Below are 23121 nucleotides of genomic sequence, written 5' to 3' on the forward strand. Positions count from 1 at the left end.
TTGCCCTCCGAATAAACACCAAACAGAGAGCTAGGGCGCACCAAAACCCTTGCAAGGGTTTTGCAAATTCCGTGCACGGAATTTGGGCGGCGCGCCCGGCCGATGATTAGACGTCCAAACAGTAGCGCATCACGGCTTTTTGCGCGTGCAGACGGTTTTCGGCCTCGTCCCAGATCACAGAATTTGGACCATCCATGACTTCGGACGTCACCTCTTCTTCGCGGTGCGCAGGCAAGCAATGCATAAAAAGCGCGTCGGGTTTGGCCGCATCCATCAGCTTTTGATTTACCTGAAACGGGCGCAGCATATTATGGCGGCGTTCCCGCGCCGATTGCGCATCATGCATCGACACCCAGGTATCCGCGACAATCAAATCAGCCCCTTCAACGGCTTTGAACGCATCCCGTTCAATTGTAATGGTGCTGCCTTCATTCCGGGCCAAGCCAACAAACTCCATTTCTGGGTCAAGCTGAACCGGGCCGGTAAAGGTCAGGTCAAATCCGAATTGCCCGGCGGCGTGCAGAAAGGAGGCGCAGACGTTGTTGCCGTCGCCACACCAGACCACCTTCTTGCCTTTGATCGGCCCACGATGTTCTTCGTACGTCAGAATATCAGCCATGATTTGGCAAGGATGGGTGCGATCCGTCAGACCGTTGATCACCGGAACACTGGCAAATTCGGCCATTTCCTCAAGCACGCTTTCATCAAAGGTGCGGATCATGATCATATCGACATAACGTGACAGCACACGGGCCGTATCGGCGATGGTTTCACCGTGCCCCAATTGCATATCGTTGCCCGACAGCACCATGGTTTGCCCCCCCATCTGGCGCACACCCACATCAAAGGACACGCGGGTTCGCGTCGATGGTTTTTCGAAGATCAAGGCAACCATCCGCCCATCCAGCGGTTTTTCATCATCGGGCATGGCCTTGGGGCGTCCCAAACGGGCTTGTTTCATCGCCCCTGCTTGATCAATGATTCCCCGCAGGGCGGCTTTGTCGGTTTTGTGGATGTCTAGGAAATGGTTCATAGGGTTTTGCTTTTTGTGAGGGGGGATTGGGGGCACCGCCCCCGTCTTTGATCCCAAAGACTCCCCCGGGATATTTGTGGAAAGAAGAAGCCTTAAGCCGCCTTGGTTTCAAGCTGGGTTGCGGCGGCGTCCAAACGGGATATGGCTTCGTTGATATCTTCTTTGGTGATATTAAGGGCGGGCAAAAGGCGCGCGACATTGTCGGCGGCGGGCACGGTGATGACGTCTTGATCATACCCGGCTTGCACGACCTCGCCCGCCGGAACGACGCAGCGAAGGCCAAGCATAAGGCCCGAGCCACGCACGCTTTCAAAGATCGTCGGATGCGAGGCAACCAACCCTTCAAGCTTTTGACGCAGCAGGCCAGCCTGCGCATTGACGTCCTCAAGGAAGGCGGGTTCGGCGACGATGTCGAGCACGGCTTTGCCCACGGCGCAGCCCAGCGGATTGCCCCCATAAGTTGACCCATGGGTGCCCGCGACCATGCCGCTGGCCGCCTCTTGGGTGGCGAGAACGGCCCCCAGAGGGAAACCGCCGCCGATACCTTTGGCAACCATCATGATGTCAGGCGTGATGCCCGCCCATTCATGGGCAAAAAGCTTTCCGGTCCGGCCCACGCCGCATTGGACCTCGTCCAGAATGAGCAATATGCCCTTTTCATCGCACAGGTCGCGCAGGTCTTTTAAGCAATGATCGGGCACCGCCCGGATGCCGCCTTCGCCTTGGACCGGTTCAATCATGATGGCACCGGTTGTCTCGGTGATCGCCGAGTTGAGCGCCTCGGAATCGGCCCAAGGGACTTGGACGAACCCCGGCAAAAGCGGGCCAAACCCGTCGACCATCTTCGGCGTATTCACCGCGGCAATCGCTGCGGATGAGCGGCCATGAAATGCGCCCTCAAAGGTGATGATGTCGGTCTTTTCCGGCTGGCCTTTGTCGTGCCAATATTTGCGCGCCATTTTGATGGCCAATTCACAGGCCTCGGTGCCCGAATTGGTGAAAAACACGGTGTCGGCAAAGCTGGTCTCAACCAGCTTGTCGGCCAGAGATTGTTGTTGCGGAATGTCGTAAAGGTTGGACACATGCCACAGGTTTTGCGCCTGATTGGTCAGGGCCTCGACAAGCGCGGGATGGGCGTGACCAAGCACATTCACAGCAATGCCAGAGCCAAGGTCAAGCAAGCGTCGGCCATCCGCCGTGGTCAGCCAGCTGCCCTCACCCTTGGTGAATTGCAAAGGGGCGCGGTTGTATGTCGGCAAGACGGAAGAAATCATGTCTTTGTCCTTAGTCTGAAGCATGCAGGGGCCACACAGGGCGAAAGCCGATTGGTGGCAAGCTGGCAGAGGCCTGTCAAGTTATGTTGGGGTGGGTGTGACGCAAAGAGGCAAGGCGCGCCTTTGGGGGCACGCAGGGAAAGAGCAAATTAGGCTCGTCGGAGTGTCGCTTTGATCATCATGAGGGGCCGTTTAGGCGGGTTTTTCGGGTTAATCAAGCGAAATATGCGCAATGGTATTGCACAAGTTGATCTATCTGCGGCCTGAACAAGGGTATTTGGGTCCCACAGTATGTTCCACCATGCGCATTTTGCCCATCGAGGTTAATTCAGAAAGGTGCCCTCGATGTCGTTGAACGCATCGCTGGGCCTTTTTTACAAACGTTGGGCGGTTTGCAGGGCAAACACGGCGCAAGGCCGGTTACCTGCCCGCAAAATCCGCAAATGGATCATCGGGATATCCGACCCCCATTAGGTACAAACCAACACCGGGGCAGACCGTACCGCAGGCGGCGCGGTCACGGGCCTCAAGCGCGTGCTTCATATCAATCGGGTCCCAAGTGCCAGACCCAACATGTTCAAGCGATCCGACAATGCTGCGGACTTGATTATGTAGAAAGCTGCGCGCGCGCAGATGGAAATGCACTTCGGTACCACCAAGGCCTTCGACCTCTTCAATGCGGATTTCGTCCATGGTTTTGACCGGCGATTGCGCTTGACAATTCACACTACGAAACGTGGTGAAATCATGTTGACCGATCAGATGCGCGGCCCCTTGGCGCATGGCTTGAACGTCCAACGAATTGCTCACCCGCCAGACCTGCCCCTTCTCAAGGGTTTCCGGCGCGCGCCGTGTCAGCAACCGGAACAAATAGCGCCGCTCAACCGCAGAAAACCGCGCATGCCAGTCATCCGAAACCGCGCGGCAGGCGCGAATGGCAATTGGTGCCGGTTTCAAATGATAATTTAGCGCTTCGCCCAAACGGAACGGATCCCAGTCCTTGTCCATGTCACAATGGGCCACCTGCCCACGGCCATGCACGCCGGTATCGGTGCGTCCTGCCGCTGCTATCGTGTGATCGCGCTTTTCCAAACGCGCCAAGGCGGTTTCAATCGCCCCTTGAACCGAGGGTTGATCCGCCTGACGTTGCCACCCCGAAAAGGGCCGTCCGTCATATTCTACAAGCAAAGCATATCTGGGCATGACGCGCGCAATACCCTGCTGCGCCTAGGGGGGCAAGATGTCTGATTTTAGAATGTCCTTGCGACGGGTGCCCCGACAAGTTCCGCTACCAACGCCACAGGGCATTGGCCTCAAAGAGTTCAATCACCTGTCCGTCCGCTTCGGACCAAACCAGTGTAAAACGATGGGAGAGTGTCACAGGCGCGAGAAAGGGCTTTTGCGTTTTGTTCGCCATATAGGCTACGCAATCGCGTTCACCGCAAATAGGCGTTTCCAAAACCCGTCGGGCAAATTCTTCCCAGCCCGTCATTGTTGGCCGGTCGTTGCGAACCCATGTTGCGCCATCATACGTCGCAACGTGGTAGCCGTAGCGCTTGGAAAGCTTATGTGCGGTGTCAGCTTTGCCGCTGCTGCGAATGTCATCCGCCATGCTGGTGAAACGCTCATCGGGCCACGCCATTGGGCCAAATTTGTAGCCAAGCCAGCCCAAAACCGCCGCGAACATCACGAGTCTGAAGATGGCGGTGTTGCCTAAGATCATGGTGTGCCCCAAAAATTTGCCTCTTTGGACATGCCACAAGGGTCGCCGCGACCACAGTCTGGAATACCTGTCCAATCAAGTCCGCAGCGGTCACACACGTAGCGTTCGCCAGCCATAAATCGCCAATCCTGTCATCCCAAGGGCCGCGCCCAAATAGGGCAAGCGCAGCGCCATTTCACGGCCCATTGAGGGTTCAAAAAATGCAACAATTGCCCCGCCCAATAGCGCCCCAATCGGAATGCCACCCCAGCCGAAAAAGCGATACACGCTATTAACCCGCCCAAGTAGATCATCGGGGATCACCCGCTGGCGATACGACACCGTCACGATATTCCACAACAACGCCGCGACGCTTTCGACAAACAACGCCCCGGCAACCACCCAAGGCGATGACGTCAACGCAATGGCCAGCATCGGCAAAGGGAATAAGCCCAATGCCAACCATAGGCTCGGCCCCTGCCCGATGGCGGCAATCACGCGCGGCCCCAAAAGGCCACCAACAACGCCGCCCAACGCAGCAGACGTCAAAAGCACGCCGTGCGCAGCCGCCGAAAGGCCCATAATTTCCTGACTAACCAAGACCACAAGGGTCATCCCCATGATTGACAAGCCGTTGAGAAGCCCCAACATCAGCGCCAATTTCAAGATCACCGGGTGCGCGCGCATCCACGCCCATGCCTCGCGGGCTTCGTCGAGTGGGCTGCGTTGGATTCGGGCTTCACGGGCCTTGAGCGTTATGCCCGCCACCAAGATTGCCGCCACGGCAAAGCTAACTGCATCCAATAGGAACGGCAATGGCAAGGCCAAGGCGATGAGCACACCAGCCAAAGGCGGGCCGACAAAGTGCCCCATGACGTTTTCGACTGTCCAAAGTCGGCCATTTGCGGCCTCAAGGTCGTCGGGTTGCACGATCGAGGGCAACAGGGTTTGCGCGGCATTGTCGCGAAGCACCTCGGCGCTTCCTAACAAAAATGCCAACCCGGCCAGCGCCGCGATATAAAGACCGTCGCGCGCAGGCGGGAAATCCGCCACCGACAGGATCAAACCAATCACCGCCAATGTCAGAGCGAAACGCACCCAATCGCTGCGCAATATCAACTGCTTGCGGTCCCCACGATCGGTGATCACCCCGGCGGGAATGGAAAACAACAACCAAGGAAGGCGCACCGCCGCGCCAACCAAGGCAATCAACATCGGGTCGCGGGTGATGAGCGTCGCAAGCCATGGAAAGGCCAAAGCCGACACCCCATCGCCCAGATTGGTGACCGCCGATGCGGTCAAAAGCCGCCCGTACCCCGGATTTCTCGAAAACAAAGACATGGTCGCCAACCTGATCCAATCGGGCCGCGCGTCAAGCCTCGGCCGCGGGCAATCCTTTATCGACCTTGTCGATTTCCGCCTCGTACCACGCGATTGTGCCTTTGGGGTCACTGCGAAAAGCGGGGGCAAAGCTTGGCGGTGCAGCGCTACACGGGTCAAATTCGGTTGACCAGACCATCATGCCCAACAACGCCGGAAGAAGCGCGCGCGATTTATCCGTGGGCCGGTAAAACACCTTGTTGCGCGCCGTGCTATCCACATGCCGGGTGAGCATTCCGGTTTCGACGAAATGCGCCAAACGGCTGGCCAGTATATTGGTCGAGATGCCCTCATCTGAGGCCAGAAATTCGCCGTAATAGCGTTTGCCGTGCAACAACACGTCCCGCAACAAAACGAAACTCCATTTGTCACCAAAGACACCGGCCGCATAGCGCACCGGACACCCATTCCACGGAGTTTTGTCAGCTTTTGTCATGAGGATCATCTAGCGCAAAATCTTTCGCTTGCAAAACAAAAGTGAATCGCCCATCAATTCACTTGCAAAACACAAGTAACATACTGAAAGGACCCGCCATGCATTCCCCCTTTGTTTGGTTTGACAATATTGGCCCCAAACGCGCCAAAACCACTGATTTCCTGGCCAAAACCTTTGGCTGGCAGCCCCAAGACATTGGCCCAATGACGTTTCTTACCAATGACGGTGACAAACCCTTTGCCGCCACCTGTGACGAGATGCCCGACATCTCCGGCTGGGTTCCCTATGTCGAAGTCGAGGATCTAAACGCCGAAACCACCAAGGCCGTCGCCAATGGGGCCTTGATTGTTGCCGAAGGTTTGCAAGGGCCGGCGGGTACGGCGACCTTTATCCGTGATCCGGGTGGTGCGGTTTTGGCGATCTGGAAACGGGCTGCACCATGATTGCCCCTGTTACGCTTTACTTCGTCGCTGGCTTTGCTTTGATCCATGTGGTGATCACCATGTTGGTCGGGGCGGCCCGCGTTCCCAACCAAGTCCACTTTTATGACGAAGGCGATCTTGCTCTACGCCGCAACATGCGCGCCCATGCCAACTTCACCGAAAATCTGCCGATGGCCTTGATCGCCATGGCCGCCGCGGAACTATCGGGAACACCAGCGGTATGGATTGCCCTTGGCGGGCTGGTTTTGCTGGCTGGGCGGGGGATGCATTATCATATCATCCGCACCAAGGGCTGGGGCCCAACCCGCGCCGTGTCCATGTTGATGACACTGATCCCCATCGCTGGATTTGCGGGTGTGACGCTCTGGAATCTCACGACTTGAACAAGGGCACTGGCCCCAATGCGGGCCAGTTCCGGTAATTCCCCCTCACCTGCCCTCTGGTTGTTCGGCCTTGGGATGACTAAGTTGGCCCCAAGGTCAGGTGAGAGGGCAGAATTCTATGGTAATTGGCGCAATTGCGGAGTCGGTAAGCCGCAGTGTCGGCAATGTCACTGACACGCTCTCCGAGACCTTTATGGAGCCGACCATCCGCCTTGGCGTTACCGGTTTGGCGCGGGCCGGGAAGACGGTGTTTATCACCTCTTTGGTGGCCAACCTGTTGGATCGCGGGCGCATGTCGCAATTGGTTGCCCAATCCGAGGGCCGCATTTTGTCGGCCTACCTGCAACCCCAACCCGATGACACAATCCCCCGGTTTGACTATGAAAACCACCTTGGTGATTTGACATCACGCACGCCAAGCTGGCCTGACAGCACCCGTTCGATTTCCGAGTTACGCCTATCACTCAAAGTGCAACCAACCGGCATGTTGTCCGGGTTTCAAGGGCCGCGCACCGTCCACCTTGATATCGTCGATTATCCGGGTGAATGGCTTTTGGACCTGTCTTTGCTCGATAAATCCTATGCGGATTGGTCGTCTGAAATGTTGACGCGGATGGCACATCGCCCCGATGGCCCCGCCTATGTCGATATGGCCCGCAACGAACCTAGCACCGACAATTTGGACGAATCTCGCGCCCGCGCCTTGGCCGAAACCTATACTGCCGCACTGCATGTGGCGCGAAACGCCGGGTTTTCAGATTGCTCACCGGGGCGGTTCCTTTTGCCCGGTGAATTGGCCGGTTCGCCGGTTTTAACCTTTGCGCCTCTGCCGCCCAAGGGCACGGTGCCGCGAAAATCGCTTTGGCGCGAAATGGAACGCCGGTTTGAAGCCTACAAATCCCGCATCGTGAAACCGTTTTTTCGCGATCATTTTTCGCGCATTGATCGTCAGGTTGTGCTTGTCGATGCGCTTGGCGCGATCCACGCCGGGCCGCGCGCGGTTGAGGATTTGCGCCAGACCATGGCCGATATTCTCACAGCCTACCGCCCCGGTGCCAACGCGTTTTTGACCAATCTTTTGCTTGGCAAACGGGTTGAGAAAATCCTCTTTGCGGCGACCAAGGCCGACCACCTGCATCACTCACAGCACCCGCGCCTGACCGGCATTATGGAGGCGATGACCCGCGAAGCCCGCGATCGGGCTCGTTTTGCCGGGGCAGAAACGCAAGCTTTGTCGCTCGCTAGTCTGCGTGCCACCACAGAACAAACCATTTCGCATGGTGGACGTGACCTTGATTGCGTGCGGGGCACTTTGCTAAAGACTGGCAAACAGGCGGCGTTTTTTCCCGGTGAATTGCCCCAAGACCCAACTCATCTGTTGGGGCCCGCCCGTGACGGGGCCGAGACGTGGTTGGGGCAAGATTACGAGGTGATGAATTTCGCCCCCGCCCTGCTCACCCTCAAACCCGGCGAAGGCCCGCCGCATATCCGCCTTGACCGCGCTGCGCAGTTCTTGATCGGTGACAAGCTATGAGCGCGATCTTCCTCCGCCCGGCCCATGACATGGACGCCGGAAGGCTTGGCGCGCTGATCACCGCCGCCGTGGCCGCCCATGATTGGAAACCCCTTTTGCACAGCGCCGCCGAGGATATCGCCCATGCGGGCCATATGATTGACCGAGGCTGGATCACGGTTGCCGAAGACGAAGACGGGCAGATCACCGGCTTTATCTCACGCGATGGCACCTATGTGCATGCCCTGTTTATCGCCGAAGCCGCGCAAGGGGCCGGTGTTGGCAGCGCCCTGTTGGATCACGCCAAAACGCAGGTGGATCAGCTCGACCTTTGGACCTTTGTCGCCAATCGCGGTGCGCGGCGGTTCTATAAACGCAGCGGGTTTAGCGAGGTTGAACGCGGTGACGGCTCGGGCAACGAAGAAGGTTTGCCTGATATTCACCTGACTTGGGACAAGCCAAATGTCGCTGGCGATGCGCCCCCACCCCCCGTCACAGCCCAAAAAAACGACACCGTCGCATTGGAGGACGCACATGACTAACACCAAAGGCCCCGTCCTCATTAATTTGGAAGACACTGCTGACCCGGCCCCTTCTCCATCCGACGTGCCCCCGGTACCAGACACCGCCGACGGCATCGCCCCTCAGGGGCAAGCCATGACCACAATTGCGACCCTGGCGGCGCGACAACCCTCGAAACTGGCGCGGTGGTTCTGGCGCTTGTTGGGGGCCTTGCTGGGCACGGTTGTCTCGATTGCCGCGTGGAACTACGCCACCTCTTTGATTGCCGCCAACCCGGTTCTCGGTTGGGCCGTCACCGGATTGATCGCGCTGTTTGTGCTCGTCTGCCTGATGATTGCGATCAAGGAACTATCGGCCTTTGCCCGACTTGCCAAGATCGACGCAATTCACCGCGCCGCCGATTCCGCTTTGGCCGATGAAAATCTTGAGGACGCACGAAAAGTGACGACGCAATTGTTGGCGTTGTATCACGGGCGCGACGACCTGCGTTGGGGGGCCGAAAGGTTGGCCGAGCGCAAGGACGAGATTTTTGACGCGTCTGGCTTGCTTGGCTTGGCCGAGACCGAATTGCTGGCCCCGCTTGACCTCGCCGCCCAGCGCGAAGTCGAAGCCGCCGCCCGGCAGGTCGCCACCGTAACCGCGCTGGTGCCCTTGGCGCTGGCCGATGTGGCGGCGGCCCTCACCGCGAACCTGCGGATGATCCGGCGGATTGCCGAAATCTATGGCGGCCGCTCGGGTACGCTTGGCAGCTGGCGATTGACCAAGGCGGTGATGTCGCATCTGGTTGCGACCGGGGCGGTGGCCGTCGGCGACGATATGCTCGAACCGATCCTTGGGGGTGGGTTGCTGGGCAAACTGTCCCGCCGCTTTGGCGAAGGTTTGGTGAACGGCTCGCTCACGGCGCGGGTCGGCGTCGCGGCGATTGAAGTTTGCCGGCCCCTGCCCTTTGCCGCCTCCAAACGCCCATCGGTTTCTGCCATCATCAGACAGGCCTTCAGCGGGTTGTTTTCGTCAGAAAAAGGGTGAGGTTTGCGCCGAAATTCCATGCATGGAATTTGCAAAATCCTTGCAAGGATTTTGGGTGCGCGCGTTGAAACCATGGCGATTTGAGGGTCAGGTTTGCCGCACCTTCCCCCAGCTGTCATAGCGCGGTATCCTTCGTCAAATTGCGTGGGATTTAAAGATGATAGATGAAGCGGTTTTGCTGATCGGCCTTGCGGTTCTGACCCTTCCGGCGGGGTTGATCTGGCTTGCGGTTTCTCATCTCCGTCTGCGTCGCGAAGTCAAAATACTGCGCACTGCTGTGGACGCCCTTGGCCGCCCCCCTGCTCCCGAGTCTTTTGCACCAGTTGCGACGGCTGAAAATGTCGTCCCTCTCACCCAAACACCCGCTCCGAGCACCGGCTCTGACGACGCGCCCTTGCCAACACCGACACCAACACCGACCCGCCCCCCTGTTTGGGACAGGCCACACAGAGAAATCCCTCCCAAATCCGCCCGCGAACCGGTTGTCTTCAAAAGGGAACGGTTGGACGCATTCCTGACGTGGCTGCGCGAGAACTGGTTCTACGCGGTCGCGGCCCTGTCTCTCGCTCTGTCTGGCATCTTCCTTGTCCAATACGGCATTGAAACCGGCTTGCTGAGCCCGGCGGCGCGGGTTGCCTCGGCGCTTGGATTTGGCCTTGTCCTAATCGGCGCTGGCGAATGGATTAGGCGGCGGTTTGGCGATTCCGAAGCCAGCAGCACCGCCTACCTTCCCTCAGTCCTTAGCGGAGCTGGCCTTGTCACTTTGATGGGGGGCGTCCTATCGGCCCGTATGCTGTACAATATGATTGATCCGAGCACCGCCTTGTTCGCGCTATTTTGCGTGGCGATCGGGGCGATGATTTTGGGCTGGTTTCACGGGGCTTTGTTGGCTGCCATCGGTGTGATCGGCGGCATTGCGGCTCCGTTCCTTGTCGGTGGAAGCAGCGACAGGCCGGAATGGCTCTTTGTCTATTTCGCTCTGATGGTCGGGCTTGGCCTTGCGATTGACACCGTCAAACGCTGGGCTTGGGTAAGTGTTTTGGCACTTGTGTGTGGCACGGTAGCGGGTGGCCTATTGTGGTTTGGCGAAACGGGGTCTGCGTCCCTCTCTGCGGCCTATGCTGGGTTCGCGGTCGTGTTGGTGATTTTGGTCGTTCTGATCCCTGCCCGCGGAGTGATGCCGGATCATCAAGGGGCCTGTGCACTCGAAGCGCTCTATGGGTCTGTCACCCGTAGCAAAACCAGCCGCTGGCCCATTTTCCCCGCCCGCCTATCCGGTGTCATGAGCCTGACCTGCTGTGCCATCCTGTTTGTCACAGCGATGGACAGTAGCGGCAATTTCTGGCTCAACCTATGCCTTGCCTCGGGCTTGACCGCTCTGTTCACTGTCTGGGCGCGCCCTGCACCGGCGATCCAAGACCATGCGCTTGCCCCGGCTTTGACCCTTTTGGCACTGCTTGGATCGTGGGATACCACTTACCTTGTCCTACAGGACCTCAGCGCCGGTTTGGCCGCCAAAGAGGGGCAAACCGAAACCCGCCTGCCGATGGATATCACTTGGGCGCTGATTGCAGCGATTGTGCCAAGCGTTTTGGCGGCGTGGCACAGCTTAAAAACCGAGCGGTTTGCCACCTTCTGGGCCGCTGGTGCGGTGCTTTTGGCCCCCTTGGCAGGTTTGGCCTTGGAAATAACGTGGCAGCCCATAACATCAATCGGGGCATGGCCTTGGGCCTTTCATGCGCTGGGCCTTGCGGCGTTGATGACCCTTTTCGCCACACAATTCGCCAAAGCCGACGCCTCTGACAAAACCCAGACCTCGCTTGCGGTGATCTCGGCGTTGGCGTGTTTGGCCTTTGCTGTGGGTGTCGTGCTGTTTGACGCGGCCCTAACCCTCGCCCTTGCTGCAACGGTATTGGCGGCGGCCGTTCTTGACCGTCGGTTCAACTTGCCCCTCATGGGGGTCTATATTTCAGCGGGGATTATCGCGCTCGGCTATCGCTTGGTGATTGACCCCGGTCTGGATTGGGCATTTTACGCCCCCGTTTTACAGATGCTCGCCGCCTACGGGGGCACAACCGCCGCGCTTGTCGCCGGTTACTTTGTGATCGCCCTATTGGACCGGCCCCGCTCCAAAGTGTTTTTGGAAAGCGCCGCCCTTTCGGTTGCTGGCATGACCCTAAGCTTGACCCTTTATCATGTGCTTGAGGCCTTGGTCGGGCGCGGAAATGACAGCCTGCATTGGGAATTTGGACTACATGCCACGATCTGGATCGGCCTAGTTCTGGCGCAAGTGATGCGGATGGAACTTGGTGGTAAAATGCGCTGGATGCGCATGACCTTGGCCACCATCTATGCGCTTTTCGCCCTTGGCATGCTGGCCCTTGGCGCAAGTGTTGTCAGCCCGCTGTTTGCCCATATGTTCACCGGTCAAAAAGTGGCTGGCCCGCCGTTGTTCAATACGTTGATCCCCTCTTATTTGATCCCAACTCTGGCGCTTGGGTTTGGGGCTTTGCGCCTGCCGACCAAACAGCGAAAGCTGCGCATCGGTTTTGCCACACTGTCCATCGCTATGGCCGCTTATTGGGCCGTTTTGACGATCCGGCATTTTTGGCGCGAGTCTGACCAGATGCCGATGCCCTTTGGCGTCACTCAGCCCGAGCTATACAGCTACACCGTTGCCCTTTTGCTCACCGGTGCAGCACTGTTTTATCAGGCTTTGGCCCGTCAATCGGACCGCCTGCGTCAGGCAGGTGTCGTGGTCATCGGCCTTGCCGTCGCCAAGGTGTTTTTGATCGACATTTCTGGGCTACAGGGGCTGACGCGGGTGTTTTCCTTCCTCCTTCTCGGGCTGTCATTGGCCGGTTTGGCCTGGTTGAACCGCTGGGTGCAATTGCGCACGGACGACCCGGACAAAGACTCCGACGAACCAGACCCTGTTCCCGACCCGAACACAGACCCCGAAATTGATCGGCTGGATTGATCCAGCGCATGGTTGCCCGACATTGAGAATGCCACGGTGCCATGGGGTTTTGCCCCTAGCCAAGGATGATCTTCATGCCCAGCAAACCGCCGACACTGGAACATGGCCACTCACAGGCCGAGATTGACGCCCGTTTGGCGCAACCACCGGGCCGGGGCGATTTGCGCGACATTGTGTACGGGGCAATTGACGGATCAATCACCACCTTTGCCATCGTGGCAGGAGTGGCCGGAGCTGGATTGTCCCCCTATGTCATCGTAGCCCTCGGGGTGGCGAATGTGCTGGCCGACGGGTTTTCCATGGCGGCGGGCAACTATTCCGCAACCAAGGCCGAACTTGATGACATCAAACGCCTACGGGCCGTTGAAGAACGCCATATCCGGGTTGACCCAGAGGGCGAGCGCCGTGAATTGCGCAGCATTCTGGCGCAAAAGGGTCTGTCTGGACAAACCTTGGACGAAGCCGTCGATCAGCTCGCCGCCAGTCGCGAGACATGGATCGCAACCATGCTTGAAGGGGAATATGGATTGGCCTCGGTTGACCCGCACCCGATGCGCGCCGCTCTCGTGACCTTTGGCGCTTTCTTGATCGCCGGGTTGATCCCGCTCTTGCCGTTCCTGCTTGGGCTGGCTTCGGCCTTTCCGGCTTCGGTTGTCCTCACTCTGATCGGATTCTTTGGCATTGGAACGCTCAAAAGCCGTTGGTCGCTAAGCCCATGGTGGCGATCTGGGGTGGAAACTCTGGCAATTGGCTCGGTTGCCGCCGGGATTGCCTTTGGCGTTGGGTCGCTTTTTCACATCTAACCGCCCCCTTTAACCAAGGGTCAGGAATACGTGACTGTGCCAGTAACCTTTGCTGACTTAGGGTCATCGATAGGATTTAGAACGACTCACATTTCATTTTATCGGAGGTCAGAAATGGCCGATTTTTACACTGTGTCCGACGCGGACGCCCTCTATAGACTTGTCGGCGTGTTGGGGTTTGCAGCCTATGTCTGCGTCTACACCTGCCTGACTCTGCGTATTCTCAGCAGTGAAAGCATCCGCTATTTTGCCTTTAACACCTGTGCCGCCACTTTGGTTTTGATAAGCCTGAGCCATGAATTCAATCTCGCCTCGGCGTTGATTCAAGTGTTCTGGATTGTCCTTGGTATCATTGGCATCACTTTGCGCGTCATGCTGCGTTGGCAGGATACGCTATTGTGCCGGCGGTAACAGGTCACCACAAACCAGCCGGGTTAACATCCGCCGCATGCGCGGATGCATTGCGATCGGTGCCAAGACCCGATCACGTAGTACCGGCAAGATCCGGCTATTGGATTGATACATTGGCGTAAATGCTTTGCTCATCGCCTGATAGGCCTGAACATGCCAACGCCGCGCTTGGGCATAGGTTCGGGCCGCCTTGGCCATATCGCCATTGGCACTGCCCACCGCCTCTGCCAAAGACCACGCATCCAAAAGCGCCATATTCGCCCCCTGTCCCAATTGTGGGCTGGCACGATGAGCCGCGTCACCAATGAACACGACATCACGGGTATAGGGGCGCATCAGGGTGCCATGGGCATAACGCGCCATGGTCATCTGATCCACATGCTCAATCTGGTTGGAGAACGGCGTAAAATCGGGCCAAAGCGCCGCGGCCTCTTCCTTCCATTGCGCCAAGCCACGGGCCCGCCAGACATTGTAATCGCGCGCCGGAAGCGACCAAAAGATCGCCGCCTTTTGCGTGCTGTTCTGGTGGTCCATTTGCCCAATCGGCAAGACGCCAACCATATGGCGCGCCTGTTTATAGCGCTGGCGCAGCTCATCCACCGGCAAACCTGTATCCGCAGGCCAATCCACCGTGGCCCAAAGCGCCCCGTATCCAAGCCCGCGCGCTTTGATTGGCGACAAAACTGACCCGGCCCCAGAGGCATCAACGATCAGGTCAAACGGGCCATGGCTCTGGTCTGCGCTTTCAACCATGCCGTGCCCCACCCCGGTGATTTCTTGCCCTGCGACAAGCTCGGCCCCGGCCCGCTCCGCGGCCCGTAACAGACAGGTGAATAATGCAGCGCGGTGAATGGCAAGGCCAAACCGCGGCAAAGCAGGCGCATCATAGGTGACGTCTAGAACCACCCGATCCTGCGCCGCCTCGGTTCCCAACATTCGGAATAGCTTTTTGCCAAGTGCTTCGGCCTCATCCCCGACACCAAGATCGTGCAACACCTGCTGACCGACGGGTTGGATAACCAACCCTGACCCGACGGGCGCAGGCGCGTCAAACCGGTCAAAAACCCGGACGCGATGGTCGCGTGTCGCCAAAGCCGCCGCAAGGGCAAGCCCGCCGATCCCGGCCCCAATAATTGCTATATTCAATTGGCCGCTCATGGCCCCGATAACCCGCCCAGAAACATAGATTTATGTAGCCGCAGAAAACGCCGCTACATTGCGATACGCAAGGGACGCAGCGCCGCAGGGCGCAGATGTCGCGGCGATTGGGGTGCTTGACGCCGCCAGTGGGTTGGCATGATATGCGTACAAGCGCGCGCTTGCTGAAATGGAGAGCAAAATGAAATGGCAGGAGCTGACACCCCTGACGAAAACCGCCCTTTTGGTCGCGGTTTTGGGGTTTGTGTTGCGGTTTTCCTCGACCGGCAGCGCCGAGATCAATGGGCAAATAAGTTGTACCCATGTCGACTTTGCCGCGCTGTGTTTGGGCGGTATCGCCATGGCGCTTGGCGGCGTGGGCACGTTCAAAGCACGCGATCTAGAGATCGGCGCAAAAACCAACATCTGGCTCTGCCTTATGGTTGTTGCCATTGGCCTGTTGCATTTGATGCGGGGGCTCGGCCTTGTCGGCGGCCCCTGTTAAGGCCTCCCCTAAAACCATTCTGGTTCTGGGGGCTTATGGATTAATCGGGGCCGAAGTTTGCGCCGCACTGGGCCGTGCTGGCCACTCGGTGCGTGCCGCCGGTCGTGACCCAAACGCCGCCGCAAAGCGCGTGCCCGGCTTGCCTTTTGTTGCTCTTGATATGGCGCAACTGACCGCCTCGGATGATTGGACCGCCCCCTTGGACGGAGTCGACGTTGTGGTCAATTGCGCCGGGGCGCTTCAGGATGGCGCGCGCGACAGCCTAGAAGCCCTGCACCACCATGCGTTGGCGGCTATGGCACAAGCGGCGAAACAAAGTGACATCTTGGTCGTTCAGATTTCCGCCATCGGGGCCGATGCTAATAACCCTTTGGTTTTCCTCGCATCCAAGGCCCGCGGTGATGCCGCGCTTTTGGCGTCTGGTGCGCGGACTGTGGTGTTTCGACCCGGATTGGTTCTGGCCCAAGGGGCCTATGGCGGCACGGCTTTGGTGCGATTATTGGCGGCGGTGCCTTTCCTCCAACCTCTCGCGCTCCCCAATGCTCAAATGCAATGCGTCAGCGCAACCGATGTTGGCGATGCCGTGGCAAAGGCCGTTTCCGGACAGGTGCCAACCGGCCAAATCTTCGATCTGGTTGAAACCACCCCGCAATCCCTGCGCGATATCATTGCCGGACACCGCGCGGCCCTAGGGTTCACTCCGGCTCGGCGTGAGTGGGTTGCCCCGAATTGGATGCTTGGCGCGACCGGATGGGCGGCGGATAGGCTTGGCCACTTGGGGTGGCGCAGCCCATTGCGCAGCACAGCAACACAGGTATTGCGCTATGATGTGACAGGTAATCCGGCCCCGTGGAGCGCCCTTGATCGCCCTTTGCCGGACATGTCCAACATTCTGCAAAACCTGAAGCTAGGTCCCGAGCACCGGCTTCAGGCACGCATGGCGCTTCTCATGCCGATTTGCGTTGCGGTTCTTGCGCTGTTCTGGGTGTTTTCCGGGGTGATGGGGCTTGTCAGCCTTGACCGTGCCGCCGCGCAATTGACCGCGCAGGGATGGGGTGAAGGCATGGCCCGCGCCTCGGTGGTGTTTTGGTCTTTGGTCGATATGGCCTTGGCGGTGGCGCTGCTTTGGCGGCCTTGGGCACAACGCGCCTGCCTCGGTATGATCGCAGTCTGTTTGATCTATCTGGGGCTTGGCACCCTTGTCACACCGGCAATGTGGCTTGATCCCCTTGGCCCCTTGGCCAAAATCGCCCCGGCGCTGGTCTTGGCCCTCGTCACTTGGGCGCTGTTGGAGGAACGCTGATGCTTTATGAACTGGCTCTGCGCTGGATGCATATTGTCGGCGCGGCCGTTTTATTTGGCACCGGCGCGGGAATCGCGTTTTTCATGCTGATGGCGCATCTGACCCGCGACGCCAAACTCATCGCCCATGTCGCCGGAACCGTGGTTTTGGCCGATACGCTTTTCACCGCCACCGCCGTTGTGCTCCAACCGATTACCGGCTGGCTGCTCGCCCATGCGGTGGGTTGGGACATGAGCGAAGGCTGGATTCTCCTTTCGCTTGCACTCTATCTGGTGACAGGGGTGTTTTGGCTGCCGGTGGTCTGGATCCAAATCCAGTTGCGCGACATCGCCCGCACCTGTGCCACAACCGGTATCACCCTGCCGCCGCGTTATTTCAAACTTTTCCGCATCTGGTTTGCCTGCGGGTTTCCGGCGTTTTTCGCTGTTGCGGGCATCTTGTGGCTGATGCTTGCCCGCCCAGATATTTGGTAGCCTAGCGCAGGATCGGCACGCCGCCGGGTCCGGTTTGTTTCTCGACAACACCGGCCCGCAAAGATCGCCCGATACGATGTGCTAGCATCGACCATGCCGCGGCCTGATCAGGACGCAATTCTCGCTTCAACACACTGTCAAATAACCCTAACCATGCATCAAACATGCCGGGGCGCACATTTCCCGCCTGCCGATGCACCGCCAGCGGATTGCCATCATAACTACGTTCATGCAGGATCGCATTGGCCCAAAACCCGGCGATTTTCGCCTCGTGGCTGGGCCAATCTGTCACATGCATCGCAAAAACCGGCCCCAATCCCGGATGCACACGCACCACCTCATAAAATGCGGCGACGACACGCTCGATCTCAGAACGAGTGATCTCAAAACGAGGAGGTATAGCCACCATCGGGAATCTCCATTGCCCATCCCATAACCATTCTGCCGGATGTCAGAGCTTAGCGTACAACAAGCGGATCGTGCCGTGCTACTCCTGTGACTTCGATGAAAATTGCCCCATATCCCCAATCAAAGCCACCGCCAGGTGTTCCGGTTTTAATCGGTCGATATGTCCGTGTCTCACTATGCCCCATATGGGAACAGCTCACTTGTAGGGGAGGAGTGTTCGCTCCGTATACAGGCAGATTCACAAATCCGGACCGTTCGACATGCGCTTTGAACGTGTCGGATTTGAGTTCACAAACCGCCGTGTGAATAGGAACACTCTTGCGCGCATCAGTGGCACCAACCAGAGGTTGCAGTTTAACAGCAACGATCCGCTCTACCGGCAGAGATTTCCCCTTTGCCGTGAGCTTCACCTCAGGGCTAAGTTTTGTTGGTGCAGCGGGTGCCTCTTGTTCAACACAGCCTGACACGGCAAGGGCCGCCATGATCGAAACAGTCAATCCACTTATACGCATTGTTTTATTCACTCACTTGAAATCTATTTTTCATTCCGGCAACGACCTGCGGGCGCTGGCGATCTTTGCTCGCAATCTCGAACCATGCCATAAACGCAACCCAAACATTTATCTACCAGCAATTGCTCGGGAAAAATCTGGGGCTTGTTTTCGCCAAAACAGTTGCAAGTGACTTTGATGGGCACCGTTTCCGTCCCATAAACCAGAACGTTGGAAACCCCGACTTCTTCAATCCGCATGGTAAAGCTAGTCGTGCACAGGTCGCATTCAGCAGAGCGCTGCGCAATAAGTCGTCAACTCGCGATAAAAGGCCTGCCTGCATCAACTCTTGCGGAAACGATCCGCTCGAGAGGTATCGACTGCCCCATGTTGGCAAGCTGACTCTCGGGCTTAGATTTGCTGGGAGTCAGAGAGCTTTGTTTTCAACACAGACAGAACGATTTATCGCCAAACAAACCATTGCGGCCATTGGCAATACAAACATGCGACATCCAATCCAACCTTAAATCAACTCTAGGCCGCTGCGCCAGAGAACCCCATCCCCCCTAAGGCGAAAACTGCCGTCGAATTGGACGAAGTGCAGCAGGGCAGCTTCGCCGCTTTACCTATGACATTCCCGGAGTTATACCGCCCTCATGATGTACACCGTCGCAATCATCATTCGAATTATTTACCCGGCGCTCTGAACGCGAGCTGCCGGGACAAGGCGTATGGAACACCGCGCCGCCTCTCCTTATTTCCTGATAAATCAGTCCAAGGACGCCCCTCATGTGCGCCGATACGCCTAAAGATACCGCTCAAGATACTCCTGAGTACAAACAGACCCTGAACCTGCCTAAAACCGATTTCCCCATGCGCGCGGGTCTTCCCAAGCGCGAACCTGCATGGTTGGAACGCTGGGCCGAGATCGGAGTTTACGACCGCCTACGTGAAAAGGAAGGGCGCAAGCCATTCACGCTTCACGATGGTCCCCCCTATGCCAACGGCCACCTGCATATCGGTCACGCGCTCAACAAAACCATCAAAGACATGATCGTGCGCAGCCATCAAATGATGGGGTTTGACGCGCGCTATGTGCCGGGTTGGGATTGTCACGGCTTGCCCATCGAGTGGAAGATCGAAGAGCAGTACCGCAAAAAGGGCAAGAACAAAGACGACGTCAACGTTGTTGATTTCCGTCAGGAATGCCGCAAATTCGCCGAGGGCTGGGTTGATGTTCAGCGTGACGAATTCAAGCGTCTCGGCATCACCGGCAATTGGGCCGATCCCTATCTGACGATGAATTTCCACGCCGAACGGGTGATCGCCGAGGAGTTCATGAAGTTCCTGATGAACGGCACGCTTTATCAGGGCTCGAAACCCGTCATGTGGTCGCCGGTTGAAAAGACCGCATTGGCCGAGGCCGAGGTCGAATATCATGACCACAAAAGCCACACGATCTGGGTGCCATTCAAAACCCAAAACGGATCTGGCGATCTGGCCGGGGCGCGCGTGGTCATCTGGACCACGACACCATGGACAATCCCATCGAACAAGGCCGTCGCCTTTGGCAAGGGCATTGCCTATGGGCTGTACGAAGTCACAGGAACACCGGACGAATGCTGGTGCGCGGTTGGTGACACATATATCCTTGCCGACACTTTGGCCGAAAGCGTGTTTACTGCTGCCCGCCTAGAAGATGGTCAATACAAACGCGTCCGTGATGTGACCGCAGATGAACTTGATGGCCTCACCCTCGCCCACCCGTTTAATGGTGTTGAGGGCGCAAACGGCTTCTGGGACTACGACGTGCCAATGATCGACGGCGAGCATGTCACCGACGAAGCCGGTACAGGTTTCGTCCACACCGCCCCAAGCCATGGTCAAGAAGACTATGAATGCTTTGTTGCGCGCAACTGGCTTGACCGCATGACCCATAACGTCGGTGAGGAATCCGAATTCCTGCCGCATGTGCCGTTCTTTGCCGATCTGCGCATCATCGACAAAAAGGGCAAAGAGGGCAAAGCCAACAATGCCGTCATCGCCAAGCTTGTCGAGGCCGGTGGCATCATCGCCCGTGGCCGCGTGTCGCATAGCTACCCACATAGCTGGCGCTCCAAGGCCCCGATCATCTATCGCAACACCCCACAATGGTTTGCCAGCGTTGACCGCGAAGTTGGCGATGGCCTTGATACCCATGGTAAAACCATCCGTGAACGCGCACTGACATCTATCGACGCGCTGGTGAAATGGTTCCCGCAAACCGGGCGCAACCGGTTGTATTCTATGATCGAAGCGCGCCCCGATTGGGTGCTTTCACGTCAACGTGCCTGGGGCGTTCCGCTCACTTGCTTCACCAAAAAGGGGCTCTTGCCCACTGATCCCGATTTCCTGTTGCGCAATGACGCCGTGAATGCCCGTATCGCCGAGGCGTTTGAGGTTGAAGGCGCGGATTGCTGGTATGTCGATGGGGCCAAAGAACGCTTCCTTGGCGATGACGTGAACCCGGATGACTATGATCAGGTGTTTGACGTTCTTGATGTGTGGTTCGACAGCGGCACCACCCATGCCTTTGTTCTGCGCGATCGCGAAGACGGCACCGAAGACGGCATCGCCGATGTCTACATGGAAGGCACTGACCAGCACCGCGGTTGGTTCCATTCATCGCTGTTGCAGGCCTGTGGCACCTTGGGTCGCGCGCCTTATCGCAACGTTGTGACCCATGGGTTCACGCTTGATGAGAAGGGCAACAAGATGTCCAAATCATTGGGCAACACCATTGTGCCGGAAAAGGTTGTCCAACAATACGGCGCGGATATCCTGCGCCTTTGGGTGGCCCAGACCGACTATATGGTTGATCAGCGTATCGGCCCGGAAATCCTTAAGGGTGTTGCCGATAGCTATCGCCGTTTGCGCAATACTATGCGCTATATGCTTGGCGCTTTGGGTGATTTCACCGAAGATCAACGTGTTGCCGTCGAAGACATGCCCGAGCTGGAACGTTGGGTTCTGCATCGTCTGGCCGAGATCGATCATCAAGTCCGCAAGGGCTATTCTGAGTTCGATTTCCAAGGCGTCTTTTCGACGGTCTTCAACTTTGCCACTGTCGATCTGTCGAGCTTCTATTTCGATGTGCGCAAGGATGCGCTCTATTGCGATGGCGATAGCGAACGCGCCCGCGCCTGCCGCACCGTTCTCGACATCCTGTTCCATCGCCTGACCACATGGCTCGCACCGATCCTTGTGTTCACGATGGAAGAGGTTTGGCTCGAACGTTTCCCCGGCGATGACAGCTCGGTCCATTTGATCGATATGCCTGACACGCCCAAAGATTGGCTGGACGAACCTCTGGCGGCCAAATGGGCCGAAGTGCGCAAAGTGCGCCGCGTTGTGACCGCCGCGCTTGAGGTTCAGCGGACCGACAAGGTGATCGGGGCCTCGCTTGAGGCCGCGCCGGTTGTGCATGTGCGTGACGCCGACACCTTGGCCGCGCTGAAATCGCTGCCCTTTGACGACATCTGCATCACCTCGGCAATCTCGCTTACCGGTGATCCGCAACCCGCCGAAGCCTTCCGTCTGCCGGAAACCGAAGGCGTGGGTGTGGTGTTTGAAAAGGCCGAGGGTGAGAAATGCCAGCGCTGCTGGAAGATCCTTCCCGATGTTGGGCGACATGCCCATCCGGGCACTTGCAAACGCTGTAACGACGCATTGGGCTAAACGACAAAGGCGGGGGAAACCCCGCCTTTTTCTTTGGTGAAACCTGTTGTTAGGCGCGTCTAATCCGCTGTTTGTTGGCGCCTATTCTCAATAGGAAGCATGTGCCAAGTGCCGCCATTGCGTGCGTAGAAGCGAGCACCGGGTCAAGCGGCCAACCGGTTTCGAACGATCAAGACACAGATTGCCCGCCTTAAAATGAAACCGCCCCTCCAAAAAGGAAGGGCGGAACGCACTTTTCCTCGCGACAACGCAAATCTTTGGTCATCGCTCATTGAGGCCTAGTCGCCTCACAAAATGAGGTCACCCGCATCAAATGTCGGCACGCCTTCAAGATCGACCGACACGTCGGCCACCCCGTCACCATCCGTGTCCAAAGACAATCGGCCGATTGTGTCATCGTAGCGAATTTCACCAGCGGTCGAGGTGAACCCCCCGTTGCCAATGAAGCTTAGACCAAGACCAAAACCGCTCAGATCGACGTGGTCGATCCCGTGTTCAAAGTCCGCAATTGTATCCCGCTCAACACCGTCTGGGCTGTCGCTGGTACTGGCAAAGACAAAGACGTCGGCACCAAGACCACCGCCAAGATAGTCACGCCCGGCTCCACCATCCACAGTGTCATCACCGGTACCGCCAAAGACGCGATCATTGCCGCCCTGGCCATACAGCGTATCACTGCCAGCGTTGCCGGTGATCGTATCGCGGCCTTCACCGCCGTAAATAACATCTTCACCATGGACACCGCGCAAGGAGTCATGACCGGCACCACCATGGATTTCATCGTCGTCATTGCCACCTGACAGCGTGTCACTGCCACCGTCTCCGATCAACGTGTCATTGCCATCATTGCCATAGGCGCGGTCGTTGCCATCGCCGCCAGAAAGCAGATCATTGTCATCGCCCCCTGACATACGGTCATTACCCTGACCGCCATACATGGTGTCACTGCCTGCTAGCCCTTGCAAAATGTCGCGCCCGTCGTTGCCTGCAACGATGTCGTCACCATCGCCAGCAACAACAGTGTCGTTCCCCTCGCCACCGCGGATTGTATCATCACCCGCACCGCCGTTGACAATATCATGGCCTGCACCTGCGTTCATGTCGTCGGCGCCACCTGTGCCATCAAGGGTCACATCGGCGGACCCGTCCGTTATGACATCGACCACATCCGTGATGTCGAC

Annotated in this window: 22 protein-coding genes; 12 read left to right on the forward strand and 10 right to left on the reverse strand. The window is 57.8% G+C overall.

Annotated elements, in window-relative coordinates; genetic code table 11:
* Window positions 1-106: 106 nt before the first annotated feature.
* From argF to AC5EFR_RS11305, 6 genes are all read right to left on the reverse strand, one after another.
* Window positions 107-1033 (reverse strand): ornithine carbamoyltransferase, encoded by a 927-nt coding sequence (gene argF, locus AC5EFR_RS11280; protein WP_493575913.1) that lies wholly within the window; start codon window positions 1031-1033, stop codon window positions 107-109.
* A gap of 92 nt (window positions 1034-1125) precedes the next feature.
* Window positions 1126-2307 carry an aspartate aminotransferase family protein gene (locus tag AC5EFR_RS11285; RefSeq protein WP_493575914.1) on the reverse strand — a complete coding sequence of 394 codons (1182 nt, stop codon included), beginning with the start codon at window positions 2305-2307 and terminating at the stop codon, window positions 1126-1128.
* Between the two features lie 420 nt (window positions 2308-2727).
* A complete protein-coding gene (gene truA / locus AC5EFR_RS11290) occupies window positions 2728-3510 on the reverse strand; it encodes a tRNA pseudouridine(38-40) synthase TruA (RefSeq protein ID WP_493575915.1) in 783 nt (260 codons plus the stop codon).
* An 85-nt stretch (window positions 3511-3595) separates the two neighbouring features.
* Window positions 3596-4030, reverse strand: coding sequence for a hypothetical protein (locus AC5EFR_RS11295; RefSeq protein ID WP_493575916.1), 435 nt, complete (start codon window positions 4028-4030; stop codon window positions 3596-3598).
* Between the two features lie 90 nt (window positions 4031-4120).
* Window positions 4121-5350: an MFS transporter gene (locus AC5EFR_RS11300; protein ID WP_493575917.1), complete on the reverse strand. Its 1230-nt coding sequence runs from the start codon at window positions 5348-5350 to the stop codon at window positions 4121-4123.
* A gap of 31 nt (window positions 5351-5381) precedes the next feature.
* Window positions 5382-5825 carry a winged helix-turn-helix transcriptional regulator gene (locus AC5EFR_RS11305; RefSeq protein ID WP_299927195.1) on the reverse strand — a complete coding sequence of 148 codons (444 nt, stop codon included), beginning with the start codon at window positions 5823-5825 and terminating at the stop codon, window positions 5382-5384.
* A 98-nt stretch (window positions 5826-5923) separates the two neighbouring features.
* Here AC5EFR_RS11305 and AC5EFR_RS11310 point away from each other — a divergent pair, with 98 nt between their 5' ends.
* The 8 genes from AC5EFR_RS11310 (at window position 5924) to AC5EFR_RS11345 (ending at window position 13906) form a co-directional block, all read left to right on the forward strand.
* Window positions 5924-6268, forward strand: a complete 345-nt coding sequence (locus AC5EFR_RS11310; RefSeq protein WP_493575918.1) for a VOC family protein — start codon at window positions 5924-5926, stop codon at window positions 6266-6268.
* Complete coding sequence (locus AC5EFR_RS11315) at window positions 6265-6651, forward strand: MAPEG family protein (protein WP_493575919.1); 387 nt, start codon at window positions 6265-6267, stop codon at window positions 6649-6651. The genes AC5EFR_RS11310 and AC5EFR_RS11315 overlap by 4 nt, the downstream gene beginning before the upstream one ends.
* A gap of 118 nt (window positions 6652-6769) precedes the next feature.
* Entirely contained in the window at window positions 6770-8185 is a 1416-nt protein-coding gene (locus AC5EFR_RS11320; protein WP_493575920.1) for a YcjX family GTP-binding protein, read from the forward strand.
* Entirely contained in the window at window positions 8182-8706 is a 525-nt protein-coding gene (locus AC5EFR_RS11325) for a GNAT family N-acetyltransferase (RefSeq protein ID WP_493575921.1), read from the forward strand. The genes AC5EFR_RS11320 and AC5EFR_RS11325 overlap by 4 nt, the downstream gene beginning before the upstream one ends.
* Entirely contained in the window at window positions 8699-9712 is a 1014-nt protein-coding gene (locus AC5EFR_RS11330) for a YcjF family protein (protein WP_493575922.1), read from the forward strand. The genes AC5EFR_RS11325 and AC5EFR_RS11330 overlap by 8 nt, the downstream gene beginning before the upstream one ends.
* A 157-nt stretch (window positions 9713-9869) precedes the next feature.
* On the forward strand, window positions 9870-12692 hold the full coding sequence (locus tag AC5EFR_RS11335) for a DUF2339 domain-containing protein (protein WP_493575923.1): 2823 nt from the start codon (window positions 9870-9872) through the stop codon (window positions 12690-12692).
* 74 nt (window positions 12693-12766) lie between these two features.
* A complete protein-coding gene (locus tag AC5EFR_RS11340) occupies window positions 12767-13495 on the forward strand; it encodes a VIT1/CCC1 transporter family protein (protein WP_493575924.1) in 729 nt (242 codons plus the stop codon).
* Between the two features lie 114 nt (window positions 13496-13609).
* Window positions 13610-13906 carry a CBU_0592 family membrane protein gene (locus tag AC5EFR_RS11345; protein WP_493575925.1) on the forward strand — a complete coding sequence of 99 codons (297 nt, stop codon included), beginning with the start codon at window positions 13610-13612 and terminating at the stop codon, window positions 13904-13906.
* On the opposite strand, the gene AC5EFR_RS11350 is transcribed toward AC5EFR_RS11345, so the two are convergent.
* Window positions 13889-15052 carry an FAD-dependent oxidoreductase gene (locus AC5EFR_RS11350; protein ID WP_493575926.1) on the reverse strand — a complete coding sequence of 388 codons (1164 nt, stop codon included), beginning with the start codon at window positions 15050-15052 and terminating at the stop codon, window positions 13889-13891. The two genes, AC5EFR_RS11345 and AC5EFR_RS11350, sit on opposite strands and share 18 nt — an antisense overlap.
* A 193-nt stretch (window positions 15053-15245) precedes the next feature.
* On the opposite strand from AC5EFR_RS11350, the gene AC5EFR_RS11355 reads away from it, so the two are divergent.
* The 3 genes from AC5EFR_RS11355 to AC5EFR_RS11365 are packed head-to-tail and all read left to right on the forward strand — an operon-like array spanning window position 15246 to window position 17324.
* Window positions 15246-15548, forward strand: a complete 303-nt coding sequence (locus AC5EFR_RS11355; protein WP_493575927.1) for a hypothetical protein — start codon at window positions 15246-15248, stop codon at window positions 15546-15548.
* Window positions 15529-16851 (forward strand): SDR family oxidoreductase, encoded by a 1323-nt coding sequence (locus tag AC5EFR_RS11360; RefSeq protein WP_493575928.1) that lies wholly within the window; start codon window positions 15529-15531, stop codon window positions 16849-16851. The genes AC5EFR_RS11355 and AC5EFR_RS11360 overlap by 20 nt, the downstream gene beginning before the upstream one ends.
* Window positions 16851-17324 carry a DUF2269 family protein gene (locus AC5EFR_RS11365; RefSeq protein ID WP_493575929.1) on the forward strand — a complete coding sequence of 158 codons (474 nt, stop codon included), beginning with the start codon at window positions 16851-16853 and terminating at the stop codon, window positions 17322-17324. The genes AC5EFR_RS11360 and AC5EFR_RS11365 overlap by 1 nt, the downstream gene beginning before the upstream one ends.
* A 1-nt stretch (window position 17325) precedes the next feature.
* Here the strand turns inward: AC5EFR_RS11365 and AC5EFR_RS11370 are convergent, their stop codons facing one another.
* Both AC5EFR_RS11370 and AC5EFR_RS11375 read right to left on the reverse strand, forming a co-directional pair.
* Window positions 17326-17733, reverse strand: coding sequence for a group III truncated hemoglobin (locus AC5EFR_RS11370; RefSeq protein ID WP_493575930.1), 408 nt, complete (start codon window positions 17731-17733; stop codon window positions 17326-17328).
* 49 nt (window positions 17734-17782) lie between these two features.
* Window positions 17783-18244 (reverse strand): hypothetical protein, encoded by a 462-nt coding sequence (locus AC5EFR_RS11375; RefSeq protein ID WP_493575931.1) that lies wholly within the window; start codon window positions 18242-18244, stop codon window positions 17783-17785.
* A 768-nt stretch (window positions 18245-19012) separates the two neighbouring features.
* Here AC5EFR_RS11375 and ileS point away from each other — a divergent pair.
* Window positions 19013-21940: an isoleucine--tRNA ligase gene (gene ileS / locus AC5EFR_RS11380; protein ID WP_493575932.1), complete on the forward strand. Its 2928-nt coding sequence runs from the start codon at window positions 19013-19015 to the stop codon at window positions 21938-21940.
* Window positions 21941-22227: 287 nt separating this feature from the next.
* Here the strand turns inward: ileS and AC5EFR_RS11385 are convergent.
* On the reverse strand, window positions 22228-23121 hold an 894-nt coding region (locus AC5EFR_RS11385; protein ID WP_493575933.1), incomplete at its 5' end, for a calcium-binding protein.

The organism is Pelagimonas sp. (assembly GCF_058892305.1).